This is a genomic window from Cupriavidus sp. 86D6 (assembly GCF_057815095.1).
Window position 1 is genome coordinate 263,503 of sequence record NZ_JBYPSB010000005.1, and the last position, 17,414, is coordinate 280,916.

The 17,414-nt window shown below is 62.9% G+C and carries 13 protein-coding genes and 1 pseudogene; 5 read left to right on the forward strand and 9 right to left on the reverse strand.

All coding sequences use genetic code 11. The features are described from left to right. Nucleotides 1-455: 455 nt before the first annotated feature. Complete coding sequence (locus AC3G88_RS14595) at nt 456-2,372, forward strand: hybrid sensor histidine kinase/response regulator (RefSeq protein ID WP_488772038.1); 1,917 nt, start codon at nt 456-458, stop codon at nt 2,370-2,372. Nucleotides 2,373-2,497: 125 nt separating this feature from the next. Here the strand turns inward: AC3G88_RS14595 and AC3G88_RS14600 are convergent, their stop codons facing one another. From AC3G88_RS14600 to AC3G88_RS14620, 5 genes are all read right to left on the reverse strand, one after another. Beyond that, nucleotides 2,498-3,463: a tripartite tricarboxylate transporter substrate binding protein gene (locus AC3G88_RS14600; RefSeq protein WP_488772037.1), complete on the reverse strand. Its 966-nt coding sequence runs from the start codon at nt 3,461-3,463 to the stop codon at nt 2,498-2,500. Nucleotides 3,464-3,497: 34 nt separating this feature from the next. Beyond that, complete coding sequence (locus tag AC3G88_RS14605; protein WP_488772036.1) at nt 3,498-4,568, reverse strand: cyclase family protein; 1,071 nt, start codon at nt 4,566-4,568, stop codon at nt 3,498-3,500. Nucleotides 4,569-4,577: 9 nt separating this feature from the next. Continuing rightward, a complete protein-coding gene (locus tag AC3G88_RS14610) occupies nt 4,578-5,510 on the reverse strand; it encodes a hydroxyacid dehydrogenase (protein WP_488772035.1) in 933 nt (310 codons plus the stop codon). After that, entirely contained in the window at nt 5,507-6,205 is a 699-nt protein-coding gene (locus AC3G88_RS14615) for an RraA family protein (RefSeq protein ID WP_488772034.1), read from the reverse strand. Before AC3G88_RS14615 ends, AC3G88_RS14610 begins: the two co-directional genes overlap by 4 nt. A gap of 108 nt (nt 6,206-6,313) precedes the next feature. After that, nucleotides 6,314-7,279, reverse strand: coding sequence for a Bug family tripartite tricarboxylate transporter substrate binding protein (locus AC3G88_RS14620; RefSeq protein WP_488772372.1), 966 nt, complete (start codon nt 7,277-7,279; stop codon nt 6,314-6,316). Nucleotides 7,280-7,380: 101 nt separating this feature from the next. On the opposite strand from AC3G88_RS14620, the gene AC3G88_RS14625 reads away from it, so the two are divergent. Beyond that, nucleotides 7,381-8,136, forward strand: coding sequence for an IclR family transcriptional regulator (locus AC3G88_RS14625; protein ID WP_488772033.1), 756 nt, complete (start codon nt 7,381-7,383; stop codon nt 8,134-8,136). A gap of 79 nt (nt 8,137-8,215) precedes the next feature. Here AC3G88_RS14625 and AC3G88_RS14630 read toward each other — a convergent pair whose 3' ends face one another. Both AC3G88_RS14630 and AC3G88_RS14635 read right to left on the reverse strand, forming a co-directional pair. Continuing rightward, on the reverse strand, nt 8,216-8,605 hold the full coding sequence (locus tag AC3G88_RS14630) for a hypothetical protein (protein ID WP_488772032.1): 390 nt from the start codon (nt 8,603-8,605) through the stop codon (nt 8,216-8,218). Nucleotides 8,606-8,855: 250 nt separating this feature from the next. Next, nucleotides 8,856-9,806 carry an AraC family transcriptional regulator gene (locus AC3G88_RS14635; RefSeq protein WP_488893461.1) on the reverse strand — a complete coding sequence of 317 codons (951 nt, stop codon included), beginning with the start codon at nt 9,804-9,806 and terminating at the stop codon, nt 8,856-8,858. A gap of 168 nt (nt 9,807-9,974) precedes the next feature. Here AC3G88_RS14635 and AC3G88_RS14640 point away from each other — a divergent pair, with 168 nt between their 5' ends. Together AC3G88_RS14640 and AC3G88_RS14645 are read left to right on the forward strand one after the other, a co-directional pair. Continuing rightward, nucleotides 9,975-10,730 (forward strand): SDR family NAD(P)-dependent oxidoreductase, encoded by a 756-nt coding sequence (locus AC3G88_RS14640; RefSeq protein ID WP_488772030.1) that lies wholly within the window; start codon nt 9,975-9,977, stop codon nt 10,728-10,730. An 88-nt stretch (nt 10,731-10,818) separates the two neighbouring features. Continuing rightward, complete coding sequence (locus AC3G88_RS14645; protein WP_488772029.1) at nt 10,819-11,664, forward strand: DUF3626 domain-containing protein; 846 nt, start codon at nt 10,819-10,821, stop codon at nt 11,662-11,664. A gap of 17 nt (nt 11,665-11,681) precedes the next feature. Here AC3G88_RS14645 and AC3G88_RS14650 read toward each other — a convergent pair. After that, nucleotides 11,682-12,242: pseudogene (locus AC3G88_RS14650) on the reverse strand (NAD(P)H-dependent flavin oxidoreductase); the annotation flags it as partial. Between the two features lie 340 nt (nt 12,243-12,582). On the opposite strand from AC3G88_RS14650, the gene AC3G88_RS14655 reads away from it, so the two are divergent. Next, nucleotides 12,583-16,380: an autotransporter outer membrane beta-barrel domain-containing protein gene (locus AC3G88_RS14655; protein ID WP_488772027.1), complete on the forward strand. Its 3,798-nt coding sequence runs from the start codon at nt 12,583-12,585 to the stop codon at nt 16,378-16,380. 41 nt (nt 16,381-16,421) lie between these two features. On the opposite strand, the gene AC3G88_RS14660 is transcribed toward AC3G88_RS14655, so the two are convergent. Next, nucleotides 16,422-17,306: a LysR family transcriptional regulator gene (locus AC3G88_RS14660; protein ID WP_488772026.1), complete on the reverse strand. Its 885-nt coding sequence runs from the start codon at nt 17,304-17,306 to the stop codon at nt 16,422-16,424. Nucleotides 17,307-17,414 lie beyond the last annotated feature (108 nt).

Below are 17,414 nucleotides of genomic sequence, written 5' to 3' on the forward strand. Positions count from 1 at the left end.
CTGAATGTCTGTGGGGTGGCGCACGCCCAGCCTCCCCATTCCAGTCGGGTTGCCGTATGTCGCGGTGTGACTAGAATCAGCAATCGGGGGAGCTTCCGTGGAGGTCATGCCCGCCGAGACTGCAGGTGGAGACGGATGGGTCCGAGTCTCGGCGTCGCGCGGTGGCGAATCGAGTAACGTTCGTGCCGGCGAGAGGAAAAATGATCGATGGATACCTCCCCCGACCGACCCCGATCGCTCCTGTCCCGCTGCGATTCGTAGGGAGGGACGTGGCGATACGTGCTGGAGCGGCGGCGCGCACGGTCCGCGTGTGAACGCGCCTTTTGGTCGGCCTGGAACGCAAGTGCGAGAATGGCGGGCCCCGCTTCCCATGTCGGGGTCCTTCAAGTAGGACGGCGCCCGACATCAGATGCTCATGCATTGCGAGACTATAGTGGACCAATCAACGAGTCCCTATGTCTCCCCCCGCCCACAGCCCCGCGTCAAATATTCCCTCAGATCAACAGGATCTGTTCCTTGCCTTCGTGGATACGGTGGCCGACTATGCAATCGTCCTCCTCGATACAAATGGTGTCATTACGAGCTGGAATCGGGGGGCGCAACGCATGCTCGGATACGACGCATCCGAGGCTATTGGCTTGCACTTCTCGCGGCTATACACCGAGGACGCGATCGCGCGAGGGTGGCCACAGAAGGCACTCCTTCTGACCCAACGTCATCGCAAGCTTGAAGATGGCGGCTGGCTGATGCGAAAGGATGGAAGCCGCTTCTGGTGCAGCAACAGTATCACGGCCGTGCACAACGCCGACGATGTACTGATTGGCATGGGAATGGTCATTCGGGACGTCACGCAACAGATGGAGTCCTCCGAGCGACTGCGGGAAAGTGAATCGACGTTCCGACTTCTCGTGCAGAACGTGTACGACTACGCAATCTTCATGCTCGACACGGAAGGCCGCGTCGCCAGTTGGAACGTTGGAGCCAACCGCATAAAAGGCTACGCGAGCCGCGAAATTGTCGGCCAGCATTTCTCGGTTTTCTACCCGCCCGAGGATCGGATGACGGGCAAGCCGGAACGGCTTCTCTCCATCGCGAGGGATCAGGGCCGCGTGCAAGATGAAGGCTGGCGTGTGCGAAAGGACGGCACTCAATTCTGGGCGAGCGTTACGCTCACCGCCGTTTATGACGAGCACCATCATTTGGTGGGCTTCGCGAAGATAACCCGCGACATGAGCGAACGCAGGCACCTGGAAGAAGTTGAAGCGTCTGCGCGAAGAGTGAATGAGTTCCTGGCTACGTTAGCGCATGAGCTCAGAAACCCTCTCGCCCCGATGTTCAACGCAACCGCGATCATTGAAAAACATCCGGACGATGGGGGCCTTGTCAAAGCCAATCTGAGCGTTGTTCTCCGGCAACTGCGTCATCTGAGCCGCCTGGTCGACGACCTGTTGGATGTCGGCCGGATGGCTGTGGGGAAGCTGGAGTTGCGAAGCGCAGTCATCCCGATTCAAACGGTGATTGAGATAGGGTTGGAGGCCTGCTTGCCGCTCTTTTCCGCCAAGCAACAGCGGATCGATTTGCAACTATGCGGCGAGAATTTCCATGTCTTCGGCGACCTTACGCGTCTTAGTCAGGTCCTGCAAAACGTGCTGAACAACGCGTCGAAATTCTCTCCCGAAGGCACGACGATCGCTGTAGAGTGCAAAGCCTGGGACAAGATTGGCACGATTTCCATTACCGACCACGGCCGTGGCATCCCGCGCGATATGCTTTCGGACATCTTCAATCTATTTGTTCAAGTCGAAGAACCCGGTTATAGCGCAACCGGCGGCCTGGGGATCGGCCTGTCTCTGTGCAAATCGATCATCGAAAAGCATGCCGGATCCATTAGCGCCGCCAGTGCCGGGCCGGGACAGGGAAGCACGTTCACAATCCAGTTGCCTATTGCGACGCAAACGTCTTCATCAGAAGAGCCCTGTATGACGGAGTTTCCAGTCGCCGGCTTGAACATCCTCATTGTCGACGACAACCAGGATGCCGCAGACAGCCTTGGCATGCTTCTCCAAATGGAAGGGCACGCCATAGAAGTCGCCTACGATGGTGTGTCTGCCATCCGCAAGGTTTCCACCTTTGTTCCCGATGTCGCGTTGATCGATCTGGCGATGCCCGATATGGACGGATACGCGTTGATCGAAGAACTCCGGGAGTTTGCAAAGCTGAACCATACGCGCTTCTACGCATTAACCGGGTTCAGTGAGGCAGCCGTACGGGACCGTGTTGCCGAGGCGGGGTTCCATGGTCACATTGTGAAACCCATCGATCCGGCTGCGCTAAAGAAGACGATTTTTCCCGTCGGTTCTGGCAATCCGTAGCCACGATCCGCTCCTTGTCCCAGATACCGGCGAACAAGCTTGTTTACGCGTTCGATCGTCCGCGAGAAAGCCAGGAGGATCGACGCCCTGCCGCTGAGCGACCAGACCATCCTGGTTTCCCGACATCATTCCGGGCGAATATTGCCCTGCTTAATGACTGTCGCCCATTTCTCGCGCTCGGCATCAAGGAACTTCCGGAATTCCTGGGGCTTGTCGCCAGAAGCTTCCGCGCCGATCGCCGCGAGACGTTCCTTGACGGCGGGTTGTGTCAAGACCTCGATGGTTGCCTTGTTGATCTTGTCGATGATCTCCGCCGAGGTGCCGGCAGGCGCGAACAAGCCGTTCCACTCATACACCTGGTAGCCCGGCAGCCCCGATTCGGCGATGGTAGGGACATCTGGCAGCGCGGGAGACCGCTTCGCGCCTGTGGTCGCCAGTACCTTCAACTTCTTGCCGGAGACCAGTGGGTAAGACGCTGCCATGTTGCTGAACATCATGTCGACCTGGCCGCCCATCAGGTCGCTCAACGCTGGTGCACCGCCCTTGTAGGGTACGTGCAGCATGTTGAGCCCCGACTGTTGACGGAACAGTTCTGCCGCCAGGTGCTGTGCGGTGCCCGATCCCGCGGACGCATAGGTGAGTTTTCCCGGCGTGGCCTTCGCACGCGCCACGATATCCTTGGGCGAATTGAACGGAGAGTTCGGCGGCACCACCAGAAGGTTCGGCACGCGTACCACAAGTGAGATGGGAGCGAAGTCCTTCGCGGTATCGTAGGGGAGCTTCGGTTGCAGGCTGGGGTTGACCGAAAATGCGGTGGCGTCCAGCAGCAGGGTGTAACCGTCCGGCGCGGCCTTGGCGACAGCGCTGGCACCGATCACACCACTTGCGCCGGGGCGGTTGTCGACAACGATGGTCTGGCCCAGCTTGGTGCCCAGAGGTGCGGCGACAATGCGGGCGACCGTATCGGCCGCGCCGCCTGCCGGATAGGGAACGACGAGGCGAATTGGATGATCGGGATAGGCGGCGCTGGCACTGGTGGCGGCGCACAGCAGTGCGAGGCTGGCAATGGCGCGGGTAACGGGCTTGAACATTCTTGTCTCCAGAAGCTGTAGCTGTCGTTATGGTTTAGACGGTTGCGATCGGCGTCGCGGGCGATCCGACGGCACCGGGAAGGCGCAGAGGCGGCGCGGTCAGCAGGAAGCGGCTACGTTTGTTCTCGCGCAGCCAGTATGCCAATGGTGTCAAATGCCAAAGCTCGCCCAGATGGATGCCATTCTTGAACAGGCAATGTTCATGCAGCGGCAGTCGGGGCCCGCGAATGGGGGACGGCGTCAGCGGTTTCGGCACAACCAGTTCCACGGCGGGATTGTCTGCCAGCAGGCATGCCAGGCGCGAATCGGTGATCCAATTGAGCAGCTTCGCGTCGTAGCCGTCCAATCCGGTGCCGGATTCGTGAAGTACCTTGAGGTCCGGCGACTTGTTCATCGATAGCAAAGTGTCGGCGAACCCGGTATGGAGGCAAACCATATCGCCCGGCTCGACCGTTACGTTATCGGCTTCCAGAATGCGCATGAGCTGGTCGTAGCCGACCGCCTGCCGTTTGCGCCCAAGGTGACGCTCGATGTCGATCATGACGCCGCGACCTTGCGCGCCGTGCTCGGCAAGCACGGCAATACTCAATGCGGCGGCTTCGGGGTTCTCGTATCTTGCCCATGCCTCGGGCGCTTGCGTCTCGACGCCGGCTCTGATGTCCTCGCCGGCCCGGAAGCCGTTGTAGAAGACGGCTTCGTCGCTGCCGTCACCGTCGGCATCGAAATGGCTGCCCACGTGTGCCAGGCTGTCCCACTGCGTGGAATACTGCAGGCTCATGAGCACGACATCGTCATTGACCACGTCCGTCAGATCGGGATCCTCGGAACGGTACGACCAGCAGAAACCCTGCTGCCCGGCGCTCTTTCCATCCCGGACGACGGCGAATCGCCGCGGTGGCTGCCGACGCACGTTCATGGTTTGGCCGCCCGGGTAATCGAGAGGAAGCGAAAGGCAGAACGTAATGCCTTCGCGTACTTCCGCGACGCCTTGCAGTACCTTGGCGCGATCCACGAGGTTCATGCGCCCACGTTGATCGTCTGGTCCAAACTCGCCCCAATTGCTGCCGTCCGGCTTACGCTGCCACCGCCTTGGTGCTTCGCTCATGTCGGCTCCTTACTGCAGCTTCGCAAGTTCGGCCAGCACGTTCTTCGCAGCGGCTACGCCCATGTTGACGAAGGCATCGCTGGTGACGCCGCCGATGTGCGGACTGAGGATGAACTTGCTGTGTCCGAAGAAGGGATGATCGGCAGGTGGCGGCTCTTGCTGCAACGAATCCAGGCCTGCCGCGGCCACTTTGCCGCTTGCAACGGCTGCCAGAAGTGCGTCTTCGTCGATGAGCCCGCCGCGTGCGGTATTGACGACGATCACGCCGTCTTTGCATCGGGACAGGCTGGCCTCGTTGAGCAGGCCGAGATTCTCGGCGGTCAGTGGGCAGTGGAACGATATGACATCCGAGGTTTCCCAGATCGCGTCCAGGCTGACGGGTTCGATGCTCGTCGGCAGGTCGGCGGCATAGGGGTCATATCCGATCACCTTCATATCCATGGCGTTGGCGATCCGCGCGAAGCGCCGGCCGATCGCACCCAGGCCAACAAGACCAAGCGTGCGCCCTTGCAGTTCAAGACTTTGGTGCGTCGATTTGTCCCAATGGCCATTGCGCGTGCGCTGGTCCAGCGTCACCACCGATTTTGCGCAGGCGAGCATCAACGCCAGCGCCTGCTCGGCCACGGCCGCCGCATTTGCGCCCGCCGCGGCCACCACTTTGACGCCGCGCGCCTTCGCAGCTTCCTGGTCGATGTTGTCGATGCCGCTTCCGTGCTTCGACAGGACGCGGATCGACGGCGCCGCGTCGAGCGCCATGGCGCCGATCTTGCTCGTGCGGACGATGATCGCCACAGGCGCGTATCGGCGGCAAAGTTCTGCGGTCTCTTCTTCGGTTGCCGCTTTTCCTGCATAGACCAGTTCGAAGTCGGACAGCAGCGCGACCGCCTGTGGCGCAATGTTTGCCGCGGTCACAACGATGACGGGCTTGGCTGACGTACTCACAGCGTTTCTCCAGCCTTCAGCACACCGGCGGCACGCAGGGCATCGTCCAGCCAGGATGGTCGCAGTGCTTCGCCAGACTTGATACCTTCGATGCGTTTGCGCTCCGCCGCTACCTTCTTTGCAGCCTCTTCAATCAGAGCCGGCGCCTTTTCGCGTTCGATGACGACCACGCCGTCTGCATCGCCGATGACGAGGTCGCCCGGGCGCACCGTAACACCGCCGCATTGAATCGGATGATTGACGCGGCCGGGTACGAACTTGGTCGGCCCGTTGGGATTCAGCCCGACGGAGTACATGGGGAAGCCCGTCTCGATGATCTCTTCGGCGTCCCGCGCAGCAGCGTCCAGAACGACGGCCGCCACACCGAGAGCAATGCACTGATTGACCATGATGGCGCCCATCAGCGCGCTGTTTTGGTCGCCTTTGCCGTCAACGATGATGACGTCGCCAGGCTTGGCCAGTGCCATCGCGGCGTGAATCATGAGGTTATCGCCGGGGCGAACTTCCACGGTGACAGCCGGACCGCAGAACTTGCTCTTTTGGCTCAGTGGCGCGATCCGCCCGTGCAGGCCGCCGCGTCGGCCGGCGACATCGGCAAAGATCGAAGACGCGAACTCGGACGCCTGCTTGACGATGTCGGGCGAAACGCGTTCGAAATCACGGATGACATCAGGGAGTTGCTGGGTGGGCGACATAGTTGCTCCTAAAATGTGCGAGTGAAGCCAGCCGCGCAGTTGGCAAGGCAACTGACGGATCGAGAAACTGCGAAAGTGGATTCCGGCGCGCGGATGCGCGCCGATGCGTTAATCGATGGTCGCGCCCGAGTCGCTGACCACGACGCGCCAGCGAGCAAGATCCTTTTGCAATAGGCCGGCAAACGCCGAGGTACTACCGCCCAGGACCTGTCCGCCTTCCGCCTCGATCTTGGAACGCACGGCGGGGACCTGGAGTACGCGATTCAATTCGGCGTTGAGTCTGGTGACGATGGGTGCCGGGGTGCCGGCGGGTGCAAGCAGGCCGAACCATGTGTCCGCGTCAAATTGCTTCACGCCCGCCTCCGCTACGGTCGGCGTGTTGGGCAATTGCGGCGACCGCTTCGCAGAGGTCACTGCGATTCCGCGCAGCTTGCCCATCTTGATTTGACCCATCACCGTCGGGACAGAGCCAATATAGATTTCCACCTGGCCACTCAGAACGTCGGTGAGCGCCTGCGACGCACCCTTGTATGGGATGTGCTGCATCTTCACGCCGGCCTGCTTTTGCAGGAGTTCCATGGCGAGGTGTGCGACCGTACCGTTGCCCGGTGTGCCGAAGGTGACCGTGCCTGGCTTGGCTTTTGCGGCGGCAAGCACGTCGGTCAGATTCTTGTACGGTGAACTGTTGTTGGTGACAATCGCGAGCGGTGCCGAGGCAATCAAGCCGATAGGCGTCAGATCTTTCGTCGGGTCATACGGCAGCTTCTTGTACAGCGACGGGTTGATAGCAAGATTGCTGGTCTGGCCGAATACCAGCGTGTAGCCGTCAGGCGATGCCTTGGCCGCAGCTTCCACGCCGAGGTTGCCGCCAGCGCCTGGCTTGTTGTCGACGATGATGGTCCACTTCAGGTCCCGGCTAAATTGTTGGGCGATTTCGCGCGAGAAGGTATCCGGCGCCCCGCCCGGCGGGAAGGGCACGATGAGGCGAATGGGCTTGGTCGGATAGGTATCTGCGGCGTACGCAGGAAGGCCAGGCACTGCAGCAATGGCGCATGCCGCCAGAACGCGAAGGATGATGTTCAAGGGTGTCTCCAGTCGAACCTTGTATTTGTGCCTCGACTATAGATTTCTGTTCCGTGCTATACAATCGCGTTGTCCATAGCGAAACACGTGCCATGAAACGGAATGCCCAGCCTGCACAGGCCCCCGAGGGTGCCGATAAAGACACAATCATCGCAGTCACGCGCGCCTTGCAAATTCTGGAGGCGTTCTCTGCCGATGACGCTTCGTTGACCCTGTCGGAGTTGAGCCGACGCGTCGGGATGGGCAAATCGACCGTTCTGCGCACGGCGCGGACGCTTGCGCAAAGCGAGTACCTGGTCCAACGCGAAGATGGCCAATGGCGCCTCGGCGCCGCCGCAGGGTGGCTCGGTGCGCGCTATCAGGCTGCTTTTCGCGTGAATGAAACGGTGGAGCCGGTGCTCAGGCGAATCAGCTACGAAACACGCGAAAGCGCGGCCTTTTATGTGCGGGAAGGAGACACGCGGGCCTGCCTGGTGCGAGTGGAAGGTCCGGGCGCGGTGCGGCACCACGTGCGCGTCGGGGAACGGCTTCCCCTCACCGGGGCGCCGGGCAGAGTGTTGCGGGCATTCGCAGGCGAAAGCGGCGAGCCATACGAGACCATCCGCAGGGATGGCTATTTCATTTCAATGGGCGAACGAGAGCCTGAGGTTTCGAGTCTTGCTGTCCCGGTGTTTGGCATCCATTGGACGTTGGCCGGGGCGCTTTGCATCTCCGGCCCCATTAGCCGGCTGACGCGGGATAAGCTGGCCGAGTATGCGGATCTGTTGCTGGCAGCGGGAAAGGAAGTGTCCTATGCAATATCCGGCTCCCGGGACCCGAGCGTCCGCCCGACGACATGGCATCCGTGATATCGAGTGGGCGATTCCGAGCCAATTTCTTTGATTACCTGAGGAGAGCCAAGGTGGTGAGTCGCCGGATGAAGCCGAACTACATTGCATTGGCGGGCAATACCGTCAGGCCGGACGTCCCGCTCGACGTGGTTCGGCGTTCACTTCTGAGAATGCCGTTCTCGTCAAATTCGAGCAAGACGGTCGACGACCGGATTTCGCCTCCGGAAAAGAGCGGACCAATGAACGGGATAAAACTCTCAGCGTGGGGGTGGGAGGTGGCGAAGGAATAAACCAGGATGGTTGACCCTGTCTTGAGCGTGACCTGGGATGAGGGTGTGCCGAGCTGGTTGGTCACATCGTCGATGGTGGAGAAGCCAAGCAGGAAGTTCGACAACTGGTCCGGCCGTATGTCCACGCCAGTTGAAACACAGCCGGCCAGCATCAAGCACACCGCGGTCAGCGCGGTCGGCGCGTGAATGAGCTTCATGATGCCATCGGTGTCGTTGCCTGACCAAGATCCAGCGAGGATGGCTTCGTGCCCGCCATCCCCTTTCCCAAGGATAGAACCTTCGCCAGTTTTTTTGGGTGCCCGGGATCGCCGCTCACAGGTGGCGCGTTGGGGCGGGCCCTTTCACCGTCACTGTGATGTCATGGGCGCGACAGACGCACCTTCGATTCCGTGAAGAAACGCCGACTGGATTTCCCTGGGCATCGAGGTTCGCAAGGACGGGGGTTGCCTACGCGCGCACGTTCAACATATCGCCCACGCAGGCAATTCCCTCGCCCTGCGCGGTGGATCGGTCGGGCTGGGCTCCTTGCATTGCCGCATCCCGGTCCTTTCCCGGCGGTAGGCCGAACATCCGGCGGTACTCGCGCGTAAATTGCTGGACACTTTCATAACCCACGGAAAACGCAGCATCGCTCGCCGAAATGCCTTCGGACGTCATCAGTCGACGTGCCTCGATGAGGCGCAACTGCTTCTGAAACTGTAGCGGCGACAGCGATGTCGCTGCCCGGAAGTGCTGGTAAAAGGACGACGCGCTCATGCCAGCGGCTGAAGCGAGGCGTTCAACCGGAAGCGGTTGAGCGAACTCGGTGCGCAGCAAAGCCACGGCCCGGGCCAGACGTTGAGCGTGACTCTGCGGACGGCCGATCTGCCGAATCACCGGGCCATGCTTGCCCACCAGCAGCCAGTAGTGGATTTCGCGCACCAGCTGTGCCTGCAGCACTGGTATTGCCGCCGGACGCGCAATCAGCCGCATCAGCCGCAGCGCTGCATCGGCGACGTCGGCGTCCGACGGTTCGACCTGCACAGGCGAATCGGGGGCGACCGGCCCGGGCATTATCTCGGCTGCCAATTCGGCGATAGCCGCCACATCGAGATCCAACACGAGGGAATAGTACGGCGCGTCAGTGCTGGCGCGCGTGATCTGGCTGATCGTCGGCACGTCCGACGTAATCAGCAGCGAATCGCCCGCGCTGAAGTCGAACGTCTGCTTGCCCATCGCCACGCGCTTGCTGCCTTGCAGGACAAGGCAGGCGAGCGGTCTGGAGATGGCATAGTCAATGCCGCTCGGGGCCGTCGCCCGGATGGCTGTCAGGCCCGGAATGGGAGTCCGGGCAATGCCGGTGGGACCGGCATGCGCCTCCGCATAGCGGCGCACGGCATCAAGCAACAGGTCACTCATCGTGGGGCAGGGTGGCGATTCATCACCTGCCATCGTAGCGGGTTCCCACGAACTGGGACACCACGTTTGGAGAAAAAGGCAAGGAAGAAAGAGATTCAGGCAAGGGATTCAGGCGTGCCAGGCGACAGAATGGACACCGGTTTTCCTCACACGCCAAGGAGTGTACGCATGACCACGATCTCTCTCGTCACCGGCGCCAGCCGAGGCCTCGGCCGCAACACGGCCCTGTCGATCGCCCGCAAGGGCGGCGACGTCATCCTCACCTACCAAAGCCGCGAAGCGGAGGCAAGCGCGGTCGTCACGGAGATCCGGAAGCTGGGCCGCAAGGCGGTGGCGCTGCAACTCGATGCCGGCGATATCGCCACTTTCCCCGGGTTCGCAGAACGGCTGAGATCCGTGCTGCGTCAGACCTGGCAGCGCGACAGCTTCGACCACCTTGTCAACAACGCGGGACATGGCGACGTAGCGCCGATCGCCGAGATGCGCGAGGCGGCGTTCGACATGCTCGTCAATGTGCATTTCAAGGGGGTGTTCTTTCTCACCCAGACGATGCTGCCGCTGCTTGCAGATGGCGGTCACATTGTCAATCTCTCGACGGGGCTGACGCGCGTATCGGCCGAAGGGTGGTCCGCCTACGCAGCGGTCAAGGGCGCCGTGGAAGTGCTCACCGTCTACATGGCCAAAGAGCTTGGCCCGCGCAGGATCACGGTCAACGCCGTAGCGCCGGGTGCGATCGAAACGGACTTCTTCGGCGGCGCAGTACGCGACACGCCGGCATTCAACCATTACTTCGCCGGGATGACGGCGTTGGGGCGCGTCGGGGTGGCCGACGACGTGGGTCCGATGATCGCCAGCCTGCTGTCGGAGGACAACCGCTGGGTCAATGCACAGCGAATTGAAGTGTCTGGCGGACAGGGAATCTGAGCGGGGGGCTAGACTTCGGCGCCCAGCTGCCGGCTTGCTCGCTGCCGGTAAAATTGGCCAAGTGTTCCCGTGAAACTTCCGCGCCACCATGTCATCCGCCCGAACCCCTGCCGCCCGTGCTTGGGCCTACGTTGCCGCGAGATCTGCAGGCCGGCCGGTCGATCCGGGGTGGCGGGTCACGCTGAACTTCCACCCGGACCGGATGGTTCGGGGGCGGCCGCTGCTGGCGGTGATGGCCGAGGATGGCGTGTATCGATCTCAATTCGAAACTGGCACCAGCAATGGCGGGCTGACCGCCTACCCCGGTGGCGATCGGTGGCAATGGGAAAGCCGGATCTTCGGGCAGGCCTATGACACCGCATCGCCTTCCGAGCGGCCGCGCTATGGCGCGCTGAATCTGGGTCATGCGCCAGCCGGCGCAGCGCCACGCTTTGGCTCGGCGCATCTGCGGCTTGCTTCCGGCGTACTGGATCGCACGACGTTTTGCCACCCGGACAGTGTCTATGGGCCGAGTCACTTCGGCGTGGCGGACCGCTTTGCCCTTGTAGAACGTCTGGCTGCCGTGGCGGGGCAGGGTGATCCGCTTGACCATTACATCGAGGCGCATGTTCACGGCGGGGTGCACATCGCGAGCGACGTGGACGCCATCGTACTTGACCCATCATTCCGGAATACGGAAGTCGAGGCGCTTGCGCATGCATTGCCCTGCCGCGTCGAATGGCACGCCGGTTTTCGGGCAGAAGCGGATTTGCTGCGCCAACAGCACGAATACCGCGGCCGGGCTGTCGCTGAACTTGCGGCGTTGCTTGCAGGCGATGACGGGCTGACACCGATGCGGATCGGCGAGGCCGTGCGCGTCGGCCAGCACGATCCGCAGATGCTCAAGCAGGTGTGGCATTGCCTGGCCCGTTTCGGGAACTGCAATCACCGGTAAGCCACTGTTCCGCGGTCTCACCCGCCGTGCAAGCGAAGACCAGCGGCGCATTGTTGCGCTTCCTCCCAGAGGCGTTGCGTGAGAAGCCCCGCGTCCTCATCCCGCGCCATTGCTGCGGCTTCGCCCGCCCAGAGAATCGAAAAATCGCTGTGTCCGCCTTTTTCATACGCGAAACGAAGCGGATCGACCGCACCGGTTGCCAGGGGGAGCGTTGGCGCTGCTGCACTCATCGGCCCTTGCTCGCGCATGAAGTGCGTCAACAATCCACGTGCCGGCCGGCCCGTGTAAAGATTGGTCAGGCGCGTCATGTCGTCACGTGCTGTGCGCAGGGCGGCGCGGTGAATGCCGGACCTGCCGGCCTGAGGCGTCATCAAGTGAGCCGTGCCCAATTGCACAGCACTCGCCCCCAGAGCAAAGGCTGCCGCAATACTTCTTCCGTCGGCAATCGCACCCGCTGCAATAACCGGCACGCTGACCGCATCCACGATCTGCGGTAAAAGCGCAAACAGCCCGGGTTGCGCATGGATATCGTTGGTCAGAAACATGCCTCGATGGCCGCCGGCCTCTGCGCCCTGCGCGAAATGGACCCGATGGCGCGCGGCCGTCTCGGCATCAGGCGAAACCGCAAGCAGAGAAATACGACAAGTTACTCGAAAAAATTACTAAATTGCATTTTTGCTAATTTGTCAGATCATAGACGGGCCAGTCACCGGCCCAGGGCCGGCGTCGGTCTATGCGGGTATCCGGGTCCGCCAGGGATTCGGGCAGCCACGGTCTGGGCCTGGTGGCGATTCCCCGCATGGCTAGGGATCGGCCCGAAAAGGTGACGATATGACGAGGGCGGGAAGCAAGCCCAGGTCCACGTGTGGTCATCCGCGCGCGAGAAGGCATCGTCCGACCTGTTTGGCGCAGGTCGTCATGGGCCTCGTCTATGCCGGCTGTGCACAGGCCCAGACCTACGTCACCCCGTCCGGCACCTATGGGCCGGGCGACTACAACGTTGCCTTCCAGTTTTTCGGGACCCACGGGACCATCCAGGGCAGCACGCGCATCTATCCGACGGGCACGTATCCATTCGGTGCCGGCGGGGCCGGCGTCTCGGTTGCCGGTGGGGGCTCAGCGACGATCGATCCTGACGCCGGAACCCAGCCGGGGGATATCGTCATCCAGTCCGACTATCGGTCGGGGGCGCCAAACGATGCCTTGTATGTGGCAAATGGCACCCTCACCGTCCTTGGCAGCACCGCTGACTCCTCGCGTCTTACCTACGCGATGGGGCACGGGCAAACCGTACACGGCATTTACATTCCGGGGGAGACGGGGCCTTCCATATTTGTGGGCGCACGGATGTACATGTCCGCTGATGGGACGGACGCCAATGCGATTCGCGGCTATGGCGGGTTTGCCGACGCTACCGTAAGGGATTCGACGCTCGTCGCCACTGGTGCGAACGGCCATGGTATCCGTTTGTGGAATCGGGCGGTCGCCACGCTCATCGACACTAGCGTGACGGCAACCGGGGCTGGCGCGTTCGGCGTCTTCGCCACGGACAATTCGACGATCGACACCACCGGAGGCTCGATCAACACGCGGCTCGAGAGCGCGCGCGGCATTTACGTCGATACGTCCGTGGCAAGGTTGAATGGCACAAGCGTGAACACAGAGGGCGCCGGCGCGTACGGAATCCAGGCGGGTGCGTCGAATCTGTCCGTCACCGGCGGCAGGATATCGACGATCGGCGGCACGGCGCACGGCTTGTGGATCTACAACGGTACGACGGCCACGCTGAACAGCGCGACGGTCGGCACAACGGGCGATAACGCGCGCGGCATATACGTCAGCGCGGCGGCCCGGGCCATGGCCAACCAGAGCGATTTCGGTACACAGGGCGTCGGTGCGACGGCAGCCTATCTCACCGGCGCGGGCTCGTCCCTGGCGATGACCGGTGGATCGCTTGTGACGGCCGGGACAAGCGCCCACGGTGCCTATGTGGCCGGCGGTGCGACGTTCGCGGCCACGGACACGACGATCTCCAGTGCGCTGGGCGTAGGCCTCTGGGCATTGGGAACGTCGGCAAGCCTTACGCGCGGGGCTGTGTCGGGGGGCCTCTATGCGGCCTTTCTCCAGGACGGTGCGACGTTGACCGCCAGCGGCACGACATTCACTGCCGGTGGTGGCGCGATACGCGGCGTGCAGTCCGCCGGTTCGAACCTCGACCTGACCGATGTCACGGTGAACACGTTGGCCACCAACAACTACGGCGTCTATGCCTACACCGGCGGCACGCTGAAGGCGCGCAACCTGGCGATCAATACAACGGGGCAGGGCGCCTATGGGATTCGCGTGATTGGCGTCCCGTCGGCCGATATCGCGGGCCTGACCGTGCGAACGTCGGGCGCCAATGCGCATGGCGCGGTCTTCGAGGGCGGCACCAACCCGTACACCGGAAGCGACTTCGATATCACGACCACGGGCGGCGGGATCGGACTCTATGCCTGGCAGCAGAGCGCAGTGAGCCTTGCGGGCGGGCGGATCGATACAGGAACCGCCGCCAGCGCGCATGGGCTCTATATCACGAACGCCTCATTGGACCTGCGGGCGAATGCCCAGGGTACCGGCGTTGGCGTAACGACCGGCGGCGCAGGCGCGAATGCGGCAGTCATCGGCGCCGGTGGCCGCCTCAATGCGACGAACGCCACCCTGCATGCGCAAGGCGCGAATGCCGCAGGGCTTTACATGTTCGGCGTGACGGACGCCGCTGCGGCCAGCGCGGTCGCAAGCGGCACGGTGGGAACGGCGCCCATCGCCCCGGTGAACGACGATGGCTCGCCCGGGGTCCTGGCAGTAATGGCGCCGCCCACTCCGCTCGCGGAACCATTGGGCGGGACCGAGGCGGTCACGCTGAACAGCAGTTCGGTCTTGTCGGACGCGGGCGCAGCCATTCGGGTGCTGGGCGGGAGAGCGACGATCGCAGCCAACCACTCTGTCATGAGTGGGCCGGTGGCGTTCCAGGTGCAAAGCCTGGCGAACGGTGCTGCGTCCACGCCTGGCATCGCCACCCTCAATGCCAACGCTTCGACGCTGACCGGCTCTGCACTGACCGAAGCGGGCAGCCAGTCCACGCTGAACCTTGCAAACGGCAGCCGGTGGAACGTCACCGGCAATTCAGTGGTCACCGCCCTCGCGAACGACAACAGCCTGATCGATGTGCAGGCGGCAGCCGGCCTGCCCCTTGGCCGCCTGCGCACGCTTGCCGCGAGCCCTATCCCCGGCAGCGCGTACCGCACGGTGTCGGTGACGGGCGACTACGTGGGCAACAATGGCGTTGTTGCCCTCAATACTTTCCTCGATGCCGGCGGCATGCTGTCCCAGCAGTTCACGGACCGGTTGCTGGTCGCCGGCAATGCCGGGGGGGCCACATCCCTCCATATCAAGCCCGTCGCAACGAGCCCGGGGTCCGTGACTTCGCCCAATGGCATCGTCGATGCGAGAGAGGGGATTTCCGTGGTGCAGGTGGCGGGCACGGCGTCGCCGAACAGCTTCTCGCTGCCCGGCGGCTACGTCACCGCCGCGAACTCTCCGGTCGCCTACCGGCTGTTTGCCTACGGGCCCGGCGCCGAAGGCGGCGCGGCGGACCCGGGCGGGGCGCTGGTGGGCAATGCCTCTGGCTACTGGGACTACCGGCTGCAAAGCGCCTATGTCGAGCCCGACGGGCCTGTCACGCCAAGCCCGAACGAAGTGCTACCCGCCGATGCCCGCCCGGAGGTGGCGCCGCAGGTGGCGTCCTATCTCAGTGCCGCCGCGTCCTTTCTGCATGCCGGCATTGTCGACCTGGACAATCTGCACCGGCGCCTTGGCGAGGTGCGCGACGACCGCGACCTTGCGCGCGACAAGGGACCAGGCGAGATGTTCTTCCGGGCCTACGGCGGAAACTTCAGGTATGCGACGAACGTTCCGTTCCAGCAGTTCGGCTACAACGCCACGGGCGACTATGCGGCCATCCAGCTCGGCGGCAACCTGTTCAAGGAAGAGCGCGACAACGGCATCTGGCGCTTCGGTGTTGCCGGGTCCGTCGGGTGGCTCAAGTTCTCGCCAATCGCCGTCGATGGCGCCAGCCGGACGCGGGCCACGATCTACCGCATCAACGGCTATGGCACCTACCAGAGCCGCAACGGGTGGTACGTTGACGGCATCGTGTCAGGCGGATGGTTCGATGGCGATGTGAGCACCGACGCGCGAGGCCGGACCAGTTCGATGAACGGTAGCGTGTTTGCGGCCTCTATCGAAGGCGGCTTCCCGTTTGCCATGCCCTACGGCATGAACCTTGAGCCACAACTGCAGTTGATCGGGCAGCATGTGGGGTTCAGCAACACGATCGACGCCGACAACCTGGAGGTCAATATCGGCTCGCAGAACCAGGTCGTCGGCCGGGCCGGGGTGCGCCTGACCAAACCGATGGCGGTCTCTGCCGGTCGCCTGACACCGTACTTTGGCTTCGACCTGCTGCACGCGTTCACCGGCGGCGCCAACGTGCAGGTGAGCGACATGCGGTTCGAATCGGGGAAGCTGGGCGATGCGTATCAACTGTCGCTCGGCGTGAACGGCATGCCTACCGCGAAGATGTCGCTCTACGGTCGCGTGTCGTATCAGCACGCCCTTGGCTCCGCCGGTGTCCAGGGATGGCTCTTCAACGCTGGCCTGCGTTATCTCTTCTAGCAGATGGCGCGGGATGAGCGACGTTGCCAGGCCCAAAGCGCCTACGCCAGTCGCAGATCGCGCAACAGATCCAGAACGTGTTGCGTGGATCGCTCGACGTGCCCGGCACGATGCGCGAGGCCGAGCCGGCGCCACAATGCCGGCCGCAGCGGACGCATGACAATGCGTTGGTCGGGGGGCGGCGCTGTCGCCTCATGGGGCAGCAGCGCGGCACCGTAACCAGCCGCGACCAGACTCTTGATCGCGTCGTTGAAGTTAAGCTCGATGCGCGGCGCAGGCTGATGCCCGGACGTCGCGAACCACTCGGCCGTCAGGCGTGAAAGACGCGTGGTCGCGTCATTGAGAATGAGCGGTTGGGCAGCGAGCCATTCTGGCGTGACGTGGGCCGGGCACTCCCAGTGCGCGGGCACGAAGGCCATCACGGGATCGCGCCGCCAGGGCTTGATGACGAGCCCGGCCACGGGTGGCTGCGGCAGGGCAACGAGCCCGATGTCCAACGTCCCATCCGCCAGCCGGGACAGCGTTTCATGCGAAGTCAGCACGGCGACCTGAATGTCGATGGCGGGATGCTGCTGGCGCAAGACCTCGAGCGCCTGCGGCAACAGATGCGCGATGGCGCCGGTCGAGGCCCCGATCCGCACGCGCCCTTCAAGGCCCTGCACCTGGCGTTGAATATCGTCCAAGGCCCGCTCCGCATCGGCCAGGAGCCGGCGCGCGCGCTCTATCAGCACCTCTCCGATCGCCGACGGCCTGACATGTCCGCGCTTGCGGGACAGCAGGGGTGCCCCAATGCGGTTTTCCAGTTCCGCGATATGGAGGCTGACCGTTGGCGGCGCCAGATGCAATGCACGCGCCGCATCGGCGAACGACCCACGGTCGGCGATGGCGACCAGAGTGCGCAGGCGGTCCAGGCTGATCTCTCGCATGTCGGCGTCCAGATTCAGGAAAACTGAATGTTCACGTTATAAAATTCAACTTTTCATATTGTAGCGGTCCGCCGAACATAGGGGCGCTTTCTCTTCGTCCTGCTTCTT